At 76.0% G+C, this 17,780-nt stretch carries 18 protein-coding genes; 12 read left to right on the top strand and 6 right to left on the bottom strand.

Features of this window, described 5'->3' with window-relative positions; all coding sequences use genetic code 11:
• Window positions 1–2: 2 nt before the first annotated feature.
• From O7628_RS31300 to O7628_RS31275, 6 genes are all read right to left on the bottom strand, one after another.
• Window positions 3–785 (bottom strand): IclR family transcriptional regulator, encoded by a 783-nt coding sequence (locus O7628_RS31300; RefSeq protein WP_074473153.1) that lies wholly within the window; start codon window positions 783–785, stop codon window positions 3–5.
• 224 nt (window positions 786–1,009) lie between these two features.
• On the bottom strand, window positions 1,010–1,750 hold the full coding sequence (locus tag O7628_RS31295) for a CoA-transferase (protein ID WP_347405251.1): 741 nt from the start codon (window positions 1,748–1,750) through the stop codon (window positions 1,010–1,012).
• A 26-nt stretch (window positions 1,751–1,776) separates the two neighbouring features.
• Complete coding sequence (locus O7628_RS31290; protein ID WP_178065011.1) at window positions 1,777–2,595, bottom strand: CoA transferase subunit A; 819 nt, start codon at window positions 2,593–2,595, stop codon at window positions 1,777–1,779.
• Between the two features lie 205 nt (window positions 2,596–2,800).
• Window positions 2,801–3,628, bottom strand: coding sequence for a hypothetical protein (locus O7628_RS31285; protein WP_278135942.1), 828 nt, complete (start codon window positions 3,626–3,628; stop codon window positions 2,801–2,803).
• On the bottom strand, window positions 3,625–4,716 hold the full coding sequence (locus O7628_RS31280) for a DUF916 domain-containing protein (protein WP_278135941.1): 1,092 nt from the start codon (window positions 4,714–4,716) through the stop codon (window positions 3,625–3,627). Before O7628_RS31280 ends, O7628_RS31285 begins: the two co-directional genes overlap by 4 nt.
• A 66-nt stretch (window positions 4,717–4,782) precedes the next feature.
• A complete protein-coding gene (locus O7628_RS31275; protein WP_278135940.1) occupies window positions 4,783–6,291 on the bottom strand; it encodes an HtaA domain-containing protein in 1,509 nt (502 codons plus the stop codon).
• Window positions 6,292–6,484: 193 nt separating this feature from the next.
• On the opposite strand from O7628_RS31275, the gene O7628_RS31270 reads away from it, so the two are divergent.
• From O7628_RS31270 to O7628_RS31215, 12 genes are all read left to right on the top strand, one after another.
• The gene (locus tag O7628_RS31270) at window positions 6,485–7,324 is read left to right on the top strand and encodes a hypothetical protein (protein WP_278135939.1); all 840 of its coding nucleotides are present in this window, start codon (window positions 6,485–6,487) and stop codon (window positions 7,322–7,324) included.
• Window positions 7,321–8,550, top strand: a complete 1,230-nt coding sequence (locus O7628_RS31265; protein ID WP_278135938.1) for an ABC transporter substrate-binding protein — start codon at window positions 7,321–7,323, stop codon at window positions 8,548–8,550. The genes O7628_RS31270 and O7628_RS31265 overlap by 4 nt, the downstream gene beginning before the upstream one ends.
• Complete coding sequence (locus tag O7628_RS31260; protein ID WP_278135937.1) at window positions 8,547–9,650, top strand: iron ABC transporter permease; 1,104 nt, start codon at window positions 8,547–8,549, stop codon at window positions 9,648–9,650. Before O7628_RS31265 ends, O7628_RS31260 begins: the two co-directional genes overlap by 4 nt.
• On the top strand, window positions 9,647–10,567 hold the full coding sequence (locus O7628_RS31255; protein WP_278135936.1) for a heme ABC transporter ATP-binding protein: 921 nt from the start codon (window positions 9,647–9,649) through the stop codon (window positions 10,565–10,567). The genes O7628_RS31260 and O7628_RS31255 overlap by 4 nt, the downstream gene beginning before the upstream one ends.
• Window positions 10,568–11,263 carry a biliverdin-producing heme oxygenase gene (locus tag O7628_RS31250; RefSeq protein ID WP_278135935.1) on the top strand — a complete coding sequence of 232 codons (696 nt, stop codon included), beginning with the start codon at window positions 10,568–10,570 and terminating at the stop codon, window positions 11,261–11,263.
• On the top strand, window positions 11,260–11,625 hold the full coding sequence (locus tag O7628_RS31245; protein ID WP_278135934.1) for a DUF2470 domain-containing protein: 366 nt from the start codon (window positions 11,260–11,262) through the stop codon (window positions 11,623–11,625). The genes O7628_RS31250 and O7628_RS31245 overlap by 4 nt, the downstream gene beginning before the upstream one ends.
• 181 nt (window positions 11,626–11,806) lie before the next feature.
• Complete coding sequence (locus O7628_RS31240) at window positions 11,807–13,822, top strand: FAD-dependent oxidoreductase (protein ID WP_278135933.1); 2,016 nt, start codon at window positions 11,807–11,809, stop codon at window positions 13,820–13,822.
• 94 nt (window positions 13,823–13,916) lie between these two features.
• Entirely contained in the window at window positions 13,917–14,993 is a 1,077-nt protein-coding gene (locus O7628_RS31235; protein WP_278135932.1) for a class I SAM-dependent methyltransferase, read from the top strand.
• Complete coding sequence (locus tag O7628_RS31230; RefSeq protein WP_074473163.1) at window positions 14,993–15,304, top strand: hypothetical protein; 312 nt, start codon at window positions 14,993–14,995, stop codon at window positions 15,302–15,304. The genes O7628_RS31235 and O7628_RS31230 overlap by 1 nt, the downstream gene beginning before the upstream one ends.
• Window positions 15,304–15,690 (top strand): DUF4440 domain-containing protein, encoded by a 387-nt coding sequence (locus O7628_RS31225; RefSeq protein WP_278135931.1) that lies wholly within the window; start codon window positions 15,304–15,306, stop codon window positions 15,688–15,690. The genes O7628_RS31230 and O7628_RS31225 overlap by 1 nt, the downstream gene beginning before the upstream one ends.
• A gap of 126 nt (window positions 15,691–15,816) precedes the next feature.
• Window positions 15,817–16,929 (top strand): ABC transporter substrate-binding protein, encoded by a 1,113-nt coding sequence (locus O7628_RS31220; RefSeq protein ID WP_278135930.1) that lies wholly within the window; start codon window positions 15,817–15,819, stop codon window positions 16,927–16,929.
• 26 nt (window positions 16,930–16,955) lie between these two features.
• Window positions 16,956–17,780: an ABC transporter ATP-binding protein gene (locus tag O7628_RS31215; protein WP_278135929.1), complete on the top strand. Its 825-nt coding sequence runs from the start codon at window positions 16,956–16,958 to the stop codon at window positions 17,778–17,780.

The following is a 17,780-nucleotide window of genomic DNA, read 5'->3' as shown; positions in this document are numbered from 1 at the left end:
GTTCACCGGCCCGGACCGGCCGCCAGGTCCTCCTCGACGCGCTGCGCGGTGGCCAGCAGGGGCGGCAGCAGCTCCGTGCGGATCGTCTCGAACGAGCCGCGGCTGGCGTGCGCGGAGACGTTGATCGCGGCGACCACCGACCCGTTGTCCGCGCGGATCGGCGCGGCCAGCGAGCGCAGCCCCTCCTCCAGCTCCTGGTCGACGATCGCGTAGCCCTGCGCGGCGATCGTGGTCAGGGCGGCGCGCAGCCGGGCCGGGTCGGTGACGGTGTGCCGGGTCAACGGCCGCAGCCGCGCCGTGGCGAGGTAGTCGTCCAGCCAGTCGGCGGGCTGCGCGGCGAGCAGCACCCGGCCCATCGACGTCGCGTACGCCGGGAACCGGCTGCCGACGCTGATCCCCACCGTCATGATCCGCCTGGTGGCGACGCGGGCGACGTAGACCACCTCGCCGCCGTCGAGGACCGACACCGAGCAGGACTCGCGCACCTGCGCGGCCAGCGCCTCCAGGTGCGGCCGGGCGACCTCCGGCAGGCTCAGGCCTGACAGGTAGGCGTAGCCGAGGTCGAGCACGCGCGGGCGCAGCGAGAACAGCCGGCCGTCGGTGTGCACGTAGCCCAGCTCGACCAGGGTGAGCAGGAAGCGCCGGGCGGCGGCCCGGGTCAGCCCGGTGGCCCGCGCCACCTCGCTGAGGGTGAGCCGGGGATGCTCGGCGTCGAACGCGCGGATCACGGCCAGGCCGCGCTCCAGCGACTGGACGAACTCCCCGGATCGCGCCGCGTCGGTCACTCGGTCTCCTGCCGCAGGTCTCCCGGGGCGGCCTGAGCGCCCGGTCACCGTCGGTGGCCAGCGTAGCCGCGCCGCCCGCCACGGCAGGCACCGGTGCCCCCGCGCCTCGCGCGGCCGCGCCGGCGGTGGCCGGTCGTCCCGTCCCGCCTACGCGCCGCCGGCCGGGCCGCCGTCGTGGCCGCCGGCGGGGGTGCGGACGGCGGCGCGCACGTGCACGTCGCGGGTCACGTCGTCGCCCTCGACGTGGCCCGCAGGGCCCGCAGCGCGGCGAGCTCGGCGGGGGTGGGTGGCTCGTTGGTGGTCAGCCCGTCGGCGACGGCGAGCGGCCAGCCGGTTGCCGCCCGGGCCTGCGCGACGGTGACGCCGGGGTGCAGCCGGGTGAGGGTCAGCTCGCGGGTGGCCGGGTCGGGTTCGAGGACGCCGAGGTCGGTGATCACCGTGCGGGGGCCGCCGCCGCGCAGCCCGAGCCGGGCCCGGTCGTCCGGCCCCGCGCCGTAGCCGACGGAGGTGACGAAGTCGACGCGGTCGGTGAACGTGCGCCTGCTCTGCCGGACGATGACGACCACCTCGCCGCAGGACGCGGCGATCTCCGGTGCGCCGCCGGCGCCGGGCAGGCGGACCGCCGGGTCGGCGTAGGAGCCGCCGATGACCGTGGTGTTGAGGTTGCCGTGACGGTCGAGCTGGGCCGCGCCGAGGAACCCGACGTCGATGCGGCCGGGCTGGAGCCAGTAGTTGAACACCTCCGGCACGGAGACGACCGCGTCGGCGGTGTCGGCGAGGACGCCGTCGCCGATGGACAGCGGCAGCCGGTCGGGCTTCGCGCCGAGGCAGCCCGACTCGTAGACCAGCACGAGGCCGGGGGCGTGGGTGACGCGGGCCAGGTTCGCGGCGGTGCTGGGCAGGCCGATGCCGACGAAGCAGACGGTGCCGTCGCGTAGCTGCCGGGCGGCGGCGACCGTCATCATCTCGTCGGCCGACCAGTCCGCCGCGCTCACGCCGGCACCTCCGTCGCCAGCACGTGCCGGGCGATCCAGGCCCGGAAGGCGTCGCGGTCCCGGCTGATCGCGTCCCAGTCGCGGTAGAAGTCGTTGTCGCGGACCGAATAACCCTGGGTGTACGACGGGTGCGCGCCCCCGGGCACCCGGGCCACCGCCGTGACCGCCCAGCCGGGCAGGACGACCTGCCCCGGCACCGGCGTCAGCTCGTCGACGAGCTCCTCGACGGTGACCAGGGACCGGCGCGCGGCCAGCACGGCCTCCTTCTGCACGCCGGTGATGCCCCACAGCTGCACGTTGCCGGCCCGGTCGGCGCGCTGGGCGTGCACCACGGTCACGTCGGGGCGCAGCGCGGGCAGCGCGGTGAGCGTCTCGCCGGTGAACGGGCAGTCGACGGTGCGGACGGTGGCGGTGTGCCGGGGCAGGTCGGTGCCGGTGTAGCCGCGCAGGACGGCGAACGGCAGGCCGGAGGCGCCCGCGACGTAGCGGTTGGCCATTCCCGCGTGGCTGTGCTCCTCCAGCTCCAGGGGCGCGGGCCAGGAGTGCTGCACGGCGTCGCGGAAGCGGTGCAGCGAGCCCACGCCGGGGTTGCCGCCCCAGGAGAAGACGAGGCGGCTGGCGCAGCCGGCCCCGATGAGCTGGTCGTAGATGACGTCCGGGGTCATCCGCACCAGGGTCAGGCCGCGCCGCCCCTGTCGGATGATCTCGTGACCGGCGGCGAACGGGATGAGGTGGGTGAACCCCTCCAGGGCCACCACGTCCCCGTCGTGCACCAGCTCCGCGATCCCGTCGGCCAGCGAGACGATCTTCGCCATCGGCCTCCCGCCTTCTGTGCCGTCGTGGCGTCCGCGCCGGCGTTCGGAATGCGGACGGGTGTGCCCATCTCGAACGTAGTGCGCGGCGGCGTCGGCCGTCAACGGGGCCGCGGTGCCGCGCCGGGCGGGCGGCCGTTCACCTCCCGACCGCGTAGGCAAGCGGCGAGCGGCGTGGTCGGCATGGCCTCCGAGCTGCGGAAACGGGTCACCGGGCCGGTGCCCGACGGCCCCGTCGGGCGAGCAGCAGCGCCGCCGTGAGGACCGCCGCGGCCACCGGCAGGCCCCAGGGCCGCCGGGCGGCGTCCACCGTGAACGCGACCGGGCCGCCGGGCACCTCGATCCGACCGTCGATCTCGTACCGGCCGTACGGGGCCGCGCCCGTGGGCACCGTGACCCGGTAGTCGCGGGTCGCCCCGGCGGCGACGGTGCCGACCGCCGGGGCGGCCACGATGGTCCGGGCCCGCCCCGGGGGCCCGACCAGCAGCGTGAACGGCGGGTCGGTCACGTCCTCGGTGCCGGGGTTGCGCAGGGTGAACCCCAGCGTCAGCTCGCCCGGCAGGCCGAACCAGCCGCGTGGCCCGGACCGGTCGTCGGCGCGCAACGACTCCAGGGTCAGCGTGGCCGGGACGCCCGGCGCGGCGGGCGGCGCGTCCACCCCGGTCAGCGGCAGGTCGGCGGTGGCGGCGGCCGTGCCGGTCGGCGTCCGGACGCGCAGCACGCAGGGGCAGGCCACCGGCGGAGCGGCCAGCCGCAGCGGCAGCCGGGCGCGACCGGACGGCGGCACCTGGGCGTGCGTGGCGTCGCCCGTCGCGCAGTCCAGCGCCCCGCGCCGGGCGGCGTTGCCGCACACCTCGGCCTGCGCCGTGCCGGCGGGCCAGCCGTCGAGGTCGACCAGCACCCGCTGCCCGACCCGCAGCGGCCCGGCGGGCACGGTGACGCCGGGCCCGCCCTCGGCCGCCCCGGCCGCGGTGGGTGCCAGGGCCAGGGCCACGGCTGCGGCCAGCGGGGCGGCGGCGCGGGTCCGGGCGGTCATGCCGTCGCCGGCCCGGCGTCCACCGTGGCCTGTCCGCCGTCCACGGTGGGCCGCGCATCGTCCGCCGTGGCCCGTCCACCGTCGCCGGGGGCGCGGCGACGCCGCCACCACCGCAGCCCGCCCCAGCCGCCGGCCACCGCGAGCAGCGCCAACGGCACCCACGGCGGGGCCCACACCCCGGCGGAGCGCAGCACCGGCGGCAGGGCGGTGTCCGTGGTGGTCGCCGCGAGGTCGACCTCGGCGGTCAGCCGCAGCAGCGGGGGCACGCCGGTGATCCGCTCGGTGACGGTGACGGTGCCGCCGGGCAGCAGCTCCGGCAGGTCGGTGGGGGAGGTGCGGGCCTGTTCCCAGCCGAACGGCCCGGCGACGGTCACCGCGCCGCTGCCGGTGACCCGGACGTTGCCGGTGTTGCGTACCCGGTAGCGGACCACGAGGTCGCCGCCGGCGAACGGGTCGACCGGGTTGTCGTACGAGAGGTCGACCGACTCGACGGTGACGGCGGGCCGCACCGGGCCGTCGACCCGCAGGTGGACCCGGGCGGCGAGGCGCTGGTCGACCAGGACCCGCTGTCCGTCGGCGGTGGTCCGGGCGCGGGCGACCGCGCCGATCACCCCGCCCGTGTGGTCGCCCGGGGTGGCGTCGGCCGGCACGGCGAGGCGGAACGGGATGTCGACCCGTTTGCCGGGCGGGACCGTCCAGGCCCGCCGCTCGAACCGGATCCACGAGCCCACGTCGGTGGCGGGCTGGTCGGCCGGCAGCAGGGCGAACGCGCCGTCGGCGGTGGTGTACGCGTCGGTGCCGTACACGTCGAAGGTGAGCGGGCGGTCGCCGAGGTTGGTGATGCCGACGTGGTCGGTCAGGGTGCTGCCCGGGGCCAGGTCGTAGATGAAGTAGTTGCGCCCGGTGGGTCCCTTCGCGCTGGACGGCTGCACGGACCAGCGGGCCGCGCCGGTCCGGTCGGCGGCATCGGCGTCGACGCCGGGCGACGGGGCGGGCGCGGCGTCGGCCGGCGCGGGCAGGGCCGTCGCCGCGAGCAGCGCGGCGGCGAGCGCGACGCTCGCCCGGGACAGGGCGGTGGGCAGGGGCATGCCGGGCTCCGCAGGTGGTCGGGCCGGTGGGACGGGCGCGGAGCCCGCCCCACCGTGGTGCCGTGATCAGGAAAGGGTGAGCGTCAGGACCGCGGTGTAGTCGCCCGCCGGGGCGGACGCCGGGATCCCGAGGTTGAGCTGGGCGCCGCAGCCGAAGGTGCCGTTGCTCGCGCCGCTGGCCGAGGTGCACAGCGCGCGCGCCGTGCCCAGGCCGGCACCGGGCGCGGCGGCCGCGCCCGGGGTGACCACGCCGGGCGTGCCGGCGAGGCCGTCGGTGACGACGGACGCGTTCGGCACCCAGCCGAGGTTGTCCGCGTCGATGCTGCCGCCGCCGGCCGAGGCGAAGTCGGAGACCTGCCCGACCAGGCTCCAGCCGGCGTTGGTGCCGCGCAGGTCGGCCACCGTGGCGGTGTTCAGCGCCCCGCTGGTGACCTGCCCGTTGCTGACCGCCGGCAGCGCGACCGTGGAGCCGGCCACGCCGAGGGTCAGCGCGCCACCGGTGACGGTGGCGGTGATCTGCTGGTCGGCGTCGCCGCCGCCGACCGGGGCGCTGCGGAACGTCACCGGGGTGAAGGTGTCCTGGCTCCGGTCGGCCGAGCCGCGGGCGGCGAAGGTGATCACGTAGCACTGCACCCGCGTGCAGTCGACCTGCGCGCCGGTGCGGTCGGTGTAGACCGCGCTGATCGGCAGGGTGGTGCGGAACGTGCCGTCGGCGTGGAGCCGGTCGCGGGCCTCCGTCGGCTCGTTCGTCTTGTTCACCCACTTGGTGACCTGGAGGACGCCGGCGTTCGTCCAGTGCTCGTCGACCTTCGGACCGAAGGAGACGTAGATGCCGGCCGCCCCGTTGGCCTCCGGGTCGAAGCCGCTGCCCTCGACCGTGATCGTCGCCCCGGCCGGGTCGACGCCGGTGGACGGGGCGACGGCGACCGACGGGCCGGCCGGCTCGCCGCCGCCACCGGTGGAGAAGGTGAACGACAGCGGGTCGAGCGCGGCGCCGGCGGCGTAGAAGCCGTTGAACGCGCTGGCGCCCTCGGCGGTCAACGTCGCCGCCAGGCCGGTCGCGGTCACCGTGCCGCCGCTGCCGCCGGGGTTGCCGTCGGTGACGGCGATGGTGGCGATGGTGGCCTGGCGGACCGAGACCGGCTCGGCGGCGGTGGTGGCCAGGTCGACGTCCGCCTTCAGGGCGGCGGTGCCGCCGGAGACGGCGACCGTCGGGTTGGCCAGGGTGATGGTGAACATGTGCGCCGGGTACGAGAAGACGACCGTCCCGCCGTACCTGGCGTCGATGGCGCCGGTGCCGGCGTCGTACGTGCCGCCCTTCGCCGGGAAGGTGAAGGTACCGTCGGCGTTGATGCTGGCCCCGTTGCTCGCCGCGATCGGCGGGTTGCCGTTGCCGGTGTTGACGTAGCTGCGGAACGACGCCTTGAAGCCCCAGGTGAGGCTGCCGGTGCTGATGTCGGCACCGGCCGCCGAGGCGGGTGCGACGCCGACGAGGGCGGCCGAGGCGCCGAGGAGGGCGACCGCGGCCCACCGCAGCGACCGCCACCGGCCGGCACCGGTTCTGGATCGGACCATGCTGTTCCTTTCTCACACCCAATACGGACAGTGGTTGAGGTTAGGCAAACCTAACTATCGCGGCACAGGGGCGACGGGTTGAAGATCTTGACCCGAAGAACCCCTTGTGAACTGCCAATCCGTCGCTTAGGTTAGGCAAACCTTAGTCACGGTCGGTGTGTCAACCGACCTGATCCGTCATGTGGGGAGCCTGATGCGAGCACTGCGTCGCGCCGTCCTGACCGCAGCACTGATCACCCTCGGTGTCGCCGCCGGCGCGGCACCGGCCCACGCCGGCACCGGGCGAGGGAGCGGCGGCCAGGCGCTCACCGTCACGCCCAGCGGCGGCGTCGCCCGCTCGGGCGCGAGCGTCACCGTCTCCGGCACCGGCTACGACGTCACCAAGGGCATCTACGTCGCCTACTGCGTGGACAACGGGGCCGGCGTCGCGCCCAGCCCGTGCGGTGGCGGGGCCGACACCACCGGGAGCACCGGCGCCTCGCACTGGATCTCGTCCAACCCACCGTCCTACGGGGAGGGACTGGCGAAGCCCTACGGCACGGGCGGGTCGTTCCGGGTCACGCTCACCGTCGGCACCCGCATCGGCGACGTGGACTGCACCGTCCGCCGGTGCGTGGTGGCCACCCGCGCCGACCACACCCGCCCCGCCGACCGGTCCCAGGACGTCCGGGTGCCGATCACCTTCGCCGCGGCGGCCGCCCCGGCCCGTACCAGCGCCGCCCCGGCCACGACCGGGGCCGTCGGCCCGGGCGGCGCAGGACCCACCGCGCGCACCACCACCACCACCACCACCGCGCCGCCCGCCGCCTCGGCCGCTGCCCCGGTCACCGCCGCGCCCGCCGGCGGCGCGGCACCGGCCCCCACCGGCACGGGCGGTGCCGTCGCCGCGGGCACCGACCCCGCCGCCCAGGTCACCCGGGTCAGCGCCGCCTCCGGCATCGGCGGCTGGTGGCTTGCCGCGCTGGCCCTGCCCCTGCTCGGGCTGACGCTGCTCGCCGGCCTGCGCCGCCGCCGGCGGAGGGCCGCCCCGTGACCCACGGCCCCGTGACCGACCGGGCGTCGACCCGCCGCCCCGTGACCGACCGGGCGTCGACCCGCCGCCCCGTGACCGACCGGGCGTCGACCCGCCCCGTGACCGACCGGGCGTCGACCCGCCCCGTGACCGACCGGGCGTCGACCCGCCCCGTGACCCACCGGGCATCGGCCCGGCGCGCCCTGACCCGGCGGGCCGGGTCGCCCGGCCCGGGCCGCGCGCTGGTGGCCGTCCTGCTGCTGCTCGCCGGCGCCCTGGCTGGCTGCGCCAGCGCGCCGGCCGCCGGCGGGACGACCCCGTCGGCCACCTCCTGCGGCCCGGTCACCGCCGCCCTGCCCGACACCGACGTCATCCCGCTCGACCCCGCGCCGGCCCCGGCCCTGCCGGTCACCGTCGCCTCCGCCGACGGCGTCGCCACCACGGTCACCGACGCGACGCGGATCCTGCCGGTCAACCTCTACGGCTCGATCGCCGAGATCGTGTTCAGCCTCGGGCTCGGCGGCAACGTCGTCGGCCGGGACACCTCGACCACCTTCCCGGCCGCCGCGCGCCTGCCCGTGGTCACCCCCGCCGGGCACGACCTGTCCGCCGAGGCGGTGCTCGCCCTCGCCCCCACCGTGGTCCTCGCCGACGACAGCATCGGTCCGCCCGAGACGCTGCGTCAGCTGCGGGCCGCCGGCATCCCCGTCGTCCTCGTCGCCGCCGAGCAGACCCTCGACGCCGTGCCCGCGCACGTGCGGGCGATCGCCGCCGCGCTCGGCGTCGGCGAGGCCGGCGAGCGGCTCGTCGCCCGGGTCCAGGGGGAGATCGCCGCCGCCCGCGACGGCGTGCCCGACGCTGCGTCGCCCCGCGTCGCCTTCCTCTACCTGCGCGGCACCGCCGGGGTCTACCTCATCGGCGGCCGGGGCGCCGGCTCCGACGCGATGATCGAGGCGGCCGGCGGGGTGGACGCCGGCACCGCGATCGGCCTGGCGAAGTTCCGGCCGCTGACCAGCGAGGGCCTGATCAACGCCGCCCCCGACGTGATCCTGGTGATGAGCGGGGGGCTGGCGTCCGTCGGCGGCGTCGACGGCCTGCTCAGGCTCCCCGGGGTGGCGCAGACCCCCGCCGGGGCCGCCCGCCGGATCGTCGACATGGACGACGGCGTCCTGCTCACCTTCGGCACCCGCTCCGGCCGGGTCGTGCGGGCGCTGGCCGACGCGCTGCACTGCCGGGGCCGGTCGTGACCGCCACCGACACCCCACCGGCCACCGTGGACGCCGCCCCCGGCCGCGCCCGCGGACGCCGGCCCCGGCCCCGGCGTGGGGCGCTCCTGCTCGCCGGCCTCACCGCCGGCCTGCTGCTGGTCGCCCTGTTCGCCGCCGGCCGGGGGCAGGTGGCGATCGCCCCGGCGGAGGTGCTCGGCTCGGTGCTGCACCGGCTCGGCCTGGACGTCGGCCCCCGCCCGGCCGCCCCGCACGGCGAGAGCGCGTTGTGGCTCGTCCGCTTTCCCCGGGTGGCGCTCGCCGCCGTGGTCGGCGCGGCGCTCGGCTGCTCCGGGGCGGTGATGCAGGGCGTCTTCGGCAACCCGCTGGCCGAGCCCGGCGTCATCGGCGTGTCCGCGGGCGCGGCCCTCGGCGCGGCCCTGGCGATCGTCACCGGCGTCACCGTCCTCGGCGGCTGGACGGTGCCGGCCGCCGCGTTCGCCGGCGGGCTCGTCACCACCTGGCTGGTCTACGCGCTCGCCCGCTCCGGCGGCCGGACCGAGGTGGTCACCCTCGTGCTCACCGGCGTCGCCGTCAACGCCGTCGCCGGCGCCGCGATCGGGCTGCTGATGTTCGTCGCCGACGAGTCCGGCGTGCAGGCCATCGCGTTCTGGAACCTCGGCAGCCTCGCCCAGGCGAGCTGGTCGGCCGTCGGGCTGGCCGCACCCTGCCTCGCGGTCGGCCTGGTGGCCGCCGTCGCCGACGCCCGCCGGCTCGACCTGCTCGCCCTCGGCGAGCCGGCGGCCCGGCACCTCGGCGTCGACGTGGAGCGGCTGCGCGTCCGGATGATCGTGGTCACCGCCCTGCTCGGCGCGGCGGCGGTCGCCTTCACCGGCATCATCAGCTTCATCGGCCTGGTCGTGCCGCACCTGGTCCGGATGGTCGCCGGCCCCGGGCACCGGCTGCTGCTGCCGGCCAGCGCGCTCGGCGGCGCGATCGTGGTCATCGCCGCCGACCTCGCCGCCCGGACCCTCGTCGACTACCAGGAACTGCCGCTGGGCGTGCTCTCCGCGGTCGTGGGCGGGCCCGCGTTCTTCTGGCTGCTGCGGCGCACGCGGGACCGCGCGGGGGGCTGGGCGTGACCGGCCGGGGCACGCCGACCCCCTCCGGCGGCGGAGCAGTCCCGCGCGGGCGGGCCCGGTTGCGCCTGCTCGGCCGGCGGGCGGCAGCGCAGCCGCCGGCCCCGGCGACGCCGGGCAGCGTCCGGATCCGGGCCGCCGGGCTGCGGGTCGAACGCGCCGGCCGGCCGGTGCTCGACGGCGTCGACCTCGTCGTCCGCGCCGGTGAGGTGCACGCCCTGGTCGGCCCCAACGGCGCGGGCAAGTCGACCTTGCTGGCCGCCGTCAGCGGCGACCTGCCGGCCACGACCGGGAGCGTGGAGGTCGACGGCCGTCCCCTCGGCGGCTGGTCGGCCGTGGAGCTCGCGATGCGCCGGGCGGTGCTGACCCAGCGGCACACGCTGAGCTTCCCGTTCGCCGTGGTCGACGTCGTCCGGATGGGGCGCGCGCCCTGGGTCGGGCGGCCCGAGCAGGCGCACGACGACGCGGTCGTCGCCGAGAGCATGCGGCGCTGCGACGTGCTCCGGTTCGCCGCCCGGCCGTTCCCCACCCTCTCCGGCGGCGAGCAGGCCCGCGCGGCGCTGGCCCGGGTGCTGGCGCAGCGGGCCGGGGTGCTGCTGCTCGACGAGCCGACCGCCGCCCTCGACCTGCGCCACCAGGAGCTGGTCATGCGGATCGCCCGCGACCGCGCCGAGGCCGGGGACGCCGTCGTGGTGGTGCTGCACGACCTCGCCCTGGCCGGGGCGTACGCCGACCGGATGACCCTGCTCGCCGACGGGCGGGTCCGGGCCACCGGCGCGCCGGCCACCGTCCTGACCGCACCGCTGCTCAGCGAGGTCTACCGGCACGACGTCGAGGTCGTGCCGCACCCGCGTACCCGCCTGCCGCTGGTCGTGCCCCGCCGTCGGGGCCCGGCCCACCGCACCGTTCCGGAGGAATAGATGAGCACAGCACCCGTCCCGTTCTCGGCCCGGCTGCGGGCCGCCAGCCAGGGCGCCCACGCCGCCGCCGAGGGCCAGCACTACGTCACGGCGCTGGTCGCCGGGCACGTGGACCTCGCCGGCTACGTCGACCTCGTGGTGCAGCACCACGCCCTCTACCAGGCGTTGGAGTCGGCCGCCGAGGCGATGCGCGACGACCCGATCGCCGGGGGATTCGTCGACGACGCGTTGACCCGGCTGCCCGCGCTGGAGGCGGACCTGACCCACCTGGTCGGGCCGGACTGGGCGCGGCGGAGCGCACCGCACGCGGCGACGCTGGCCTACGCCGACCGGATCCGCGCCGTCGCCACCACCTCCCCGGAGCGCTTCGTCGCCCACCACTACACCCGCTACCTCGGCGACCTCTCCGGCGGCCGGCACATCGGCCGGGCCGTCGCCCGGCGGTACGGGCTGAGCGCGCAGGCGGGGGCCGCCTTCTACGCGTTCGACCGGATCACCCGGCCGAAGGCGTACAAGGACGCCTACCGGGCACGGCTGGACGCCCTGCCGCTCGACCCGGCGGCCGAGGCCGCCCTGCTGGAGGAGGTGCTGCTGGCGTACCGGCACAACACGGCGGTCTTCGCCGCGCTCGCCCGGCACGTGCCCGACGCCGTCGCCGATGATGCCGACGCCGTGGCGACGGAGGCCGTGGCGTGACCGGGCAGCCGCACCGGCCGGCGTCCCACGGCGCGGGGCAGCCGTCCGACGCGGACGCCGGGCAGCCGTTCGACGCCGACACCGTGCGCGCGGTCTGCCGGCACATGAACGCCGACCACGCCGACGACTCGCTGCTGATCTGCCGGACCCTCGGCGGCTGCCCGGACGCCACCCGGGCGCGGGCGACGGGGCTGGACGCCGACGGCATTGACTTCGCCGTCGCCGTCGACGGCATCGAGGTGCCGGTGCGGATCCCGTTCGCCCGGCGGATCAGCGAGCGGGCCGAGATCCGCCGGGAGGTGGTCCGGATGCACGAGCAGGCGTGCGACGCGCTCGGCGGGCCGCCGCGCCGCGCCGGCTGAGCCGCCCCGTTCGGCTGAGAGAAACAGCAGGTCAAGGCCCGGTCTCAAGTGATGTTACTGATCGGTAAGTCATTGACGGAAGGTGAACGGCGGTCCTAGCGTTCCTCTTGTTCGAACGGCGTACGGTTCACCCGAACGGTCTGCGGTCGGGGGTCGGTAGGTCCAGACAGGAGGCCCGCGCATGGCGGACGAGAAGCTGCGGAAGCTCCTCTCGCCAGTCCGCCTCGCGTCGCTGACCCTGCGCAACCGGGTCTTCGTCCCGGGCCACACCACCAACTTCGGCCTGCACAACGAACCCACGGCCCGGCTCGCCGCCTACCACGCCGAGCGGGCCCGCGGCGGCGCCGGGCTGATCATCACCGAGGCGATCCGGGTGCACCCCACCAGCGCCGGACGCAGCATCAGCCTCGGCAGCTTCACCGACGCGAGCGTCCCGGCGTACCAGCGGGTCACCGACGCCGTGCACGCCCACGGCGCGCGGATCTTCGCCCAGGTCATGCACGCCGGCCGGCAGGCCAACGGCGACGCCACCCGCACCGCCGCCTGGTCGTCCTCGCCGGTGGCCTGGGCCGCCGGGGCGCACGTGCCGCACGCCATGGGCCGCCGTGATCTCGCCACCGTCGTCGACGCGTTCGCCGCCGCCGCCCGCCGGATGCGGCGGGCCGGCTTCGACGGGCTGGAGGTCCACGCCGGACACGGGCACCTGCTCCAGCAGTTCCTCTCCCCGCACACCAACCGCCGCGCCGACGACTACGGCGGCAGCCTGGCCAACCGGATGCGGCTGACCCACGAGGTGCTCGCCGCCGTGCACGCCGCCGTCGCCGACCTGCCGGTCGGGCTGCGGATCAGCGCCGACGAGTTCCTCCCCGGCGGCCTCGACCCCGACGCGATGGTGGAGATCGTCGCCCGGCTGCGCGCGGAGCACCCGCTGGCCTACGTCCACGTCAGCCACTCCGCCTACCACGGGAGCTGGTCGCTGGCCACCCAGATGGCCGACATGAGCTTCGGGCACGCGCCCTTCCGCCACCACGCCGCCCGGTTCTCCCGGGAGTTCCCCGACCTGCCGGTGCTGGCCGTCTGCCGGCTCGACAGCCTGCCCGAGGCGGCCGAGCTGATCGCGGCGGGGGAGGCCGACCTGGTCGGCCTGGCCCGCCCGCACATCGCCGACCCGCACCTGGTCCGCAAGGCCGCCGCCGGCCGGCAGCACGAGACGCGCTCCTGCCTGGCCTGCAACCAGGGCTGCATCGCCCGCGTCGAGGCCAGCCTGCCGATCACCTGCGTGGTCAACCCCGAGGTCGGCGTCGAGCGGGAGTGGGCCTCGGCCTGGCGGCGGCCCAGCGCGCCCCGCCGGGTCCTGGTGGTCGGCGGCGGACCGGCCGGCCTGGCTGCCGCCACCGCCGCCCGCCGCGCCGGTCACCGGGTCACCCTCGCCGAGGCCGCCGACGACCTCGGCGGCCAGGTCCGCGTCGCGGCCCGGGTGCCCGGCCGGGAGCGGCTCGGCCTGCTCACCCGCGACCTCGCCGCCGAGGCCCGCGCCACCGGCGTCGAGCTCCTCCTCGGCCACCGGGTCACCGCCGCCGGGGCACGCGACGGGGGCTACGACGACGTGGTGGTGGCCACCGGCTCCCGCCCCGCCCGCCGCGCCCTGCCCGGCGGGCCGCCCGTGCTCGACCTGTGGCAGGCGGTCGACCTGCTCGCCGCGCCCGACGCCGACGCCGGCGCGTACGTCGTCCTCGACGACGACGGCACCTGGGCCGCGTCCTCCGTCGCCGAGGCGCTGGCCCGGCGGGGCGCCCGGGTGCACCTGGTCTCCCCGACGGCGAGCCTCGCCGCCCGGATCACCACCTACTCCCGACTGGCGCTGCTGCGGCGCTTCACCGAGCTCGGTGTCGTCGTCCATCCACTGCGGACCCTCCGCGTGGTGGACGGCGACACGGTCGCCCTGACCGGCCCCCTGGCCGGCGTCGACGTGCCCGTCGACGACGTCACCGCCGTCGTCGACGCCGGCCCGCCGGCCGCCGACGACACCCTGTTCCGCCACCTGGACGCGGCACCCGACGGACCCCGGATCCACCTCGTCGGTGACGCCAACGCACCCCGCACCACGCTGGAGGCGGTCTACGAGGGCCGGTACGCCGGCGCGTTCCTCGGCCGCCACGACAGCCCCGACGCCGCCGCGGTGGCCCTCGCCTACTGACCACGTCGGTGGCGGACCCCCGCCGGCGCCGACCCGAGCATCCCCTCACCGAGCCGCCCGCCTCACCGGGCCGGCGCGACGCAAGGAGATCCCCATGCTGGACATCGAGGATCGACTCACCCTCGACGAACGCTCCGCCGTGGACTTCGTCCTCGGCCTGCGCAAGCGCTGGGCGGACACCGTCTACCCCGCCCTGACCCGGGAGTACGCCGCCACCGGCGAACCGGCGGCCACCATCGCCGACGCCGGCGCGACCCTGCGCGACCTGCCGCTCTACCCGTGGTTCAGCCACCTGGAGCGGGTGCAGCAGAAGATGCTGTGGAAGACCGCCGGGGAGGCCGTCCTGGGCCGCCGCGACGAGCTGGCCGCCCAGCTCGCCGAGGTGCCGGCGCAGCCGCTCGGCGCGCTCACCCTCGACCCCGACCTGGACCTGCCCGCCTGGTACACCGACTACGACATCCACCTCCAGCCGGGCGGCTTCTTCTCCGACGACATGTCCGCCTACGTCTACGAGTTCGGCGCGCGCATCGTCATGCTGCGCGACAACGACGGCTACAAGTTCCACCGGCTGTTCACCGAGACCGCGCTGCCGGACCTGCCGGCGGCCACCCGGGTCGTCGACATCGGCTGCGGGTTCGGCAAGAGCACCCGCCCGCTGGTCGGCCGCTACCCGTCGGCGCAGGTCGTCGGCGTCGACCTGGCCGCGCCCGGGCTGCGCCTGGCGCACGCCGAGGCCGAGGCGCAGGGGCTGGCCATCGACTACCGGCAGGCCGACGGGCGGGCCACCGGCCTCGACGACGCCTCCTGCGACGTGGTCACCGGCACGATGGTGCTGCACGAGATGCCCGCCGAGGCGATCCGGGAGACGATCGTCGAGGCGGCCCGCCTGCTCAAGCCCGGGGGCGCGCTGCGCTTCCTGGAGTTCCAGCTCACCGGCGACCCGCTGCGCGACGCCACCGTCTACGAGCACGCCGAGCGCAACAACGAGCCGTTCTTCCACGCGCTGTTCGGCTCCGACCTGCTCGCCGTCTGCGCCGACGCGGGCCTGGTCGACGCGAGCTGGACCCCGTTCGACGAGCGCCGCGACGGCGTACGCCCCGAGGGCTGGGGCGACCGGGCCGAGTGGCACTTCCCCTGGGCCGTGCTGGCCGCGACGAAGCCGGAGGCGTGATGAGCACCGAGTTCGACTACTTCGGCGACCCCCGCCTCGGCAAGCTGCTCGACCTGGTGCTGCAACTCTCCACCGAGCTGCACGTCGACCGGCAGCGGCTGCGGGCGCTGGAACAGCTGCTCGTCCGCCGCGCCGTGCTCGGTCCCGGCGACCTCGACGGCTTCACCGCCGACGCCGACGGGCAGGCCGTGCTCGACCGGGAACGCGACCTGCTGCTGACCCGGCTGATGCGCATCCTCACCGAGCAGGGCCCGGCCGAGCACCCGCTGCGCGACCAGTGGGAAGCGGCCCTGAGCGGCAAGAGCGGCTGATGGACGCCGCCCGGCTGGTCGACCACTACCTGCAACTCTGCGAGGACCGCGACCTCGACCGGGCCGGCCGGCTGCTCGCCCCGGGGGCGCTGATCGTCTTCCCCGGCGGGCGTCGCTTCGCCTCCCTGCCCGAGCTGGCGTCGGCGGCGACCGGCACCTACCGGTGGGTGCGCAAGCACCGCGACCGGTACCTGGTCGGCGTCGCCCCCGACGACGGCGTCTCGGTGACCTCCCTCGGCCGGCTGTACGGGCAGTGGCCCGACGGCGAGCCGTTCGACGGGATCCGCTACGCCGACGTGTTCGTCCTGCGCGACGGGCTGATCGTCGAGCAGCACGTCTACAACGACCTCGCCACCGCCGTGGCGCGGCGGGACCCGTCCCGCTGACCCTCCCCGGGCCGCCCGGCCCACCCGGCCGTGCCACGGCCGGCCCCACCGAACCGTCCCACCCGCCGCGTGGATCCCGCGCGGTCGATCTTCCCTACCCGAAAACCCTGAGGACGAGGTGTCGATATGAAGCAGAAGTGGGGTGTGCTGCCGGCGGTGTTGGTCGCCGCGCTGGCCCTGGCCGGATGTGGGGGCTCCGGCGACGACGCGGCCGCCAAGGACGGGGAGCCGGCGAAGCTGACCTTCGCCATCGCCTCCGCGGTCATCGGTCCCAAGGAGGAGGTGGCCGTCTACGCGGTCGCCAAGGAGCTCGGCTACTTCGCCGAGGAGAAGCTCACCGTCGAGACGATCAACACCGACGGCTCCGTCGCCGCCCTCCAGGCGGTCGCCTCCGGCAGCGCCGACCTGACCGCCGCCGACAGCGGTTCCATCCTCGGCGCGGTCGAGAAGAACGTGCCGGTCAAGGCCATCGGCGGCCTGGTGCAGAACTGGCCGTGGGTGATGGCGGTGAAGCCGGACAGCACGCTCACCGGCGGCGCCGACCTCAAGGGCAAGAAGATCGGCGTGATCAGCCTGGCCTCCGGCTCCGCGCCGTACGCCCGGGCCTTCGTCGCCGCCGCCGGCCTCGACCCCGCCAAGGACGTGGAGCTGCTGCCGGTCGGCGTCGGCGCGCCGGCCGCCGCCGCGCTCAACGACGGCAAGGTCGACATGCTGGCCCTCTACACCCAGGCGTACGCGGTGATCGAGAACTCCGGGATCAGCCTGAAGTACCTCGACAACCCCGACGCCTTCGACGGCATCCGGTCGCTGAGCTTCGCCGTCGGCGCCCGCAAGCTCGACGACAACAAGGACGTCTACACCCGGTTCATGCGGGCGGCGTACAAGGCGATGCTCTTCTCCGCGAAGAACCCGGAGGCCGCCATGCGGATCGGCTACCAGGTGTTCCCGCAGATCCTCGCCGGCAAGCAGGCCGCCGACCAGTTGCCGGCCGACACCCGCAGCCTCACCGCCTGGCTCAAGACCGCCACCCCGGCCTCGGGCACGCCCGAGCAGTTCGGCGACTGGGGCGCGATCAGCGACCAGGAGTGGACCAAGACCCAGGCGTACACCAAGGAGGCCGGCCAGATCACCGGGGACGTGCAGCTCGGCGACGTGTGGGAGCCGGGCCTGCTCGCCGGGGCCAACGACTTCGACAAGGCCGCGGTGCTCGACAAGGCCGCCAACTACCCCGCCAAGTAGCGGCAGCGGACGCGGAAGGGAATTCGATGGCCATCAAGGCGATGGGTCGCCGGACGCAGCAGCCGGCAACGGTGTCGGAGGACTCCTGGATCGAGGTCGCCGGCCTGGACAAGCAGTACCGGCCGCGCCGGTCGGCGCCGACCCAGGCCCTGCGCGACATCAATCTGACCGTACGTCGGGGCGAGTTCATCTCGGTCGTTGGCCCGTCGGGTTGCGGCAAGACCACCCTGCTCAAGATCCTCGCCGGGTTGAGCCCGAAGACGGCCGGCACGGTGCGGATCGCCGGCACCGAGGTGGTCCGCCCCCTCCGCGAGGTCGGGATGGTGTTCCAGGCCCCCACGCTGCTGCCCTGGCGCACCATCTTCGACAACGTCATGGTGCCGGCGGAGATCCAGAAGCTGGATCCCGCCCGGCACCGGGCCCGCGCCCAGGAGCTGCTGGACATGGTGGGCCTGACCGGCTTCGAGCGGAAGTACCCGCACGAGCTCAGCGGTGGCATGCAGCAGCGCGCCGGCATCTGCCGGGCGCTGGTGCACGACCCCGCCGTGCTGCTCATGGACGAGCCGTTCGGCGCGCTCGACGCGATGACCCGCGAGTACATGAACGTCGAGCTGCTGCGCATCTGGCGGGAGAGCGGGCAGACCGCGGTGCTGGTCACCCACTCCATCCCGGAGGCGGTCTTCCTCTCCGACCGGGTGGTGGTGCTCAGCCCCCGCCCCGGCCGGATCGCCGAGATCCTCACCATCGACCTGGACCGGCCCCGCGACCTGGGCGTCATGTCCTCGGACCGGGCGGGCGTCTACGTCGAGCGCATCCGCCGCCACTTCAACGCCGCCGGCGTCATCGACTGA

The organism is Micromonospora sp. WMMD956 (assembly GCF_029626125.1).
GTDB classification, from domain to species: domain Bacteria; phylum Actinomycetota; class Actinomycetes; order Mycobacteriales; family Micromonosporaceae; genus Micromonospora; species Micromonospora carbonacea.
Note: the sequence above shows the minus strand (reverse complement) of the source record. Positions and strands in the feature narration are given on the sequence as shown.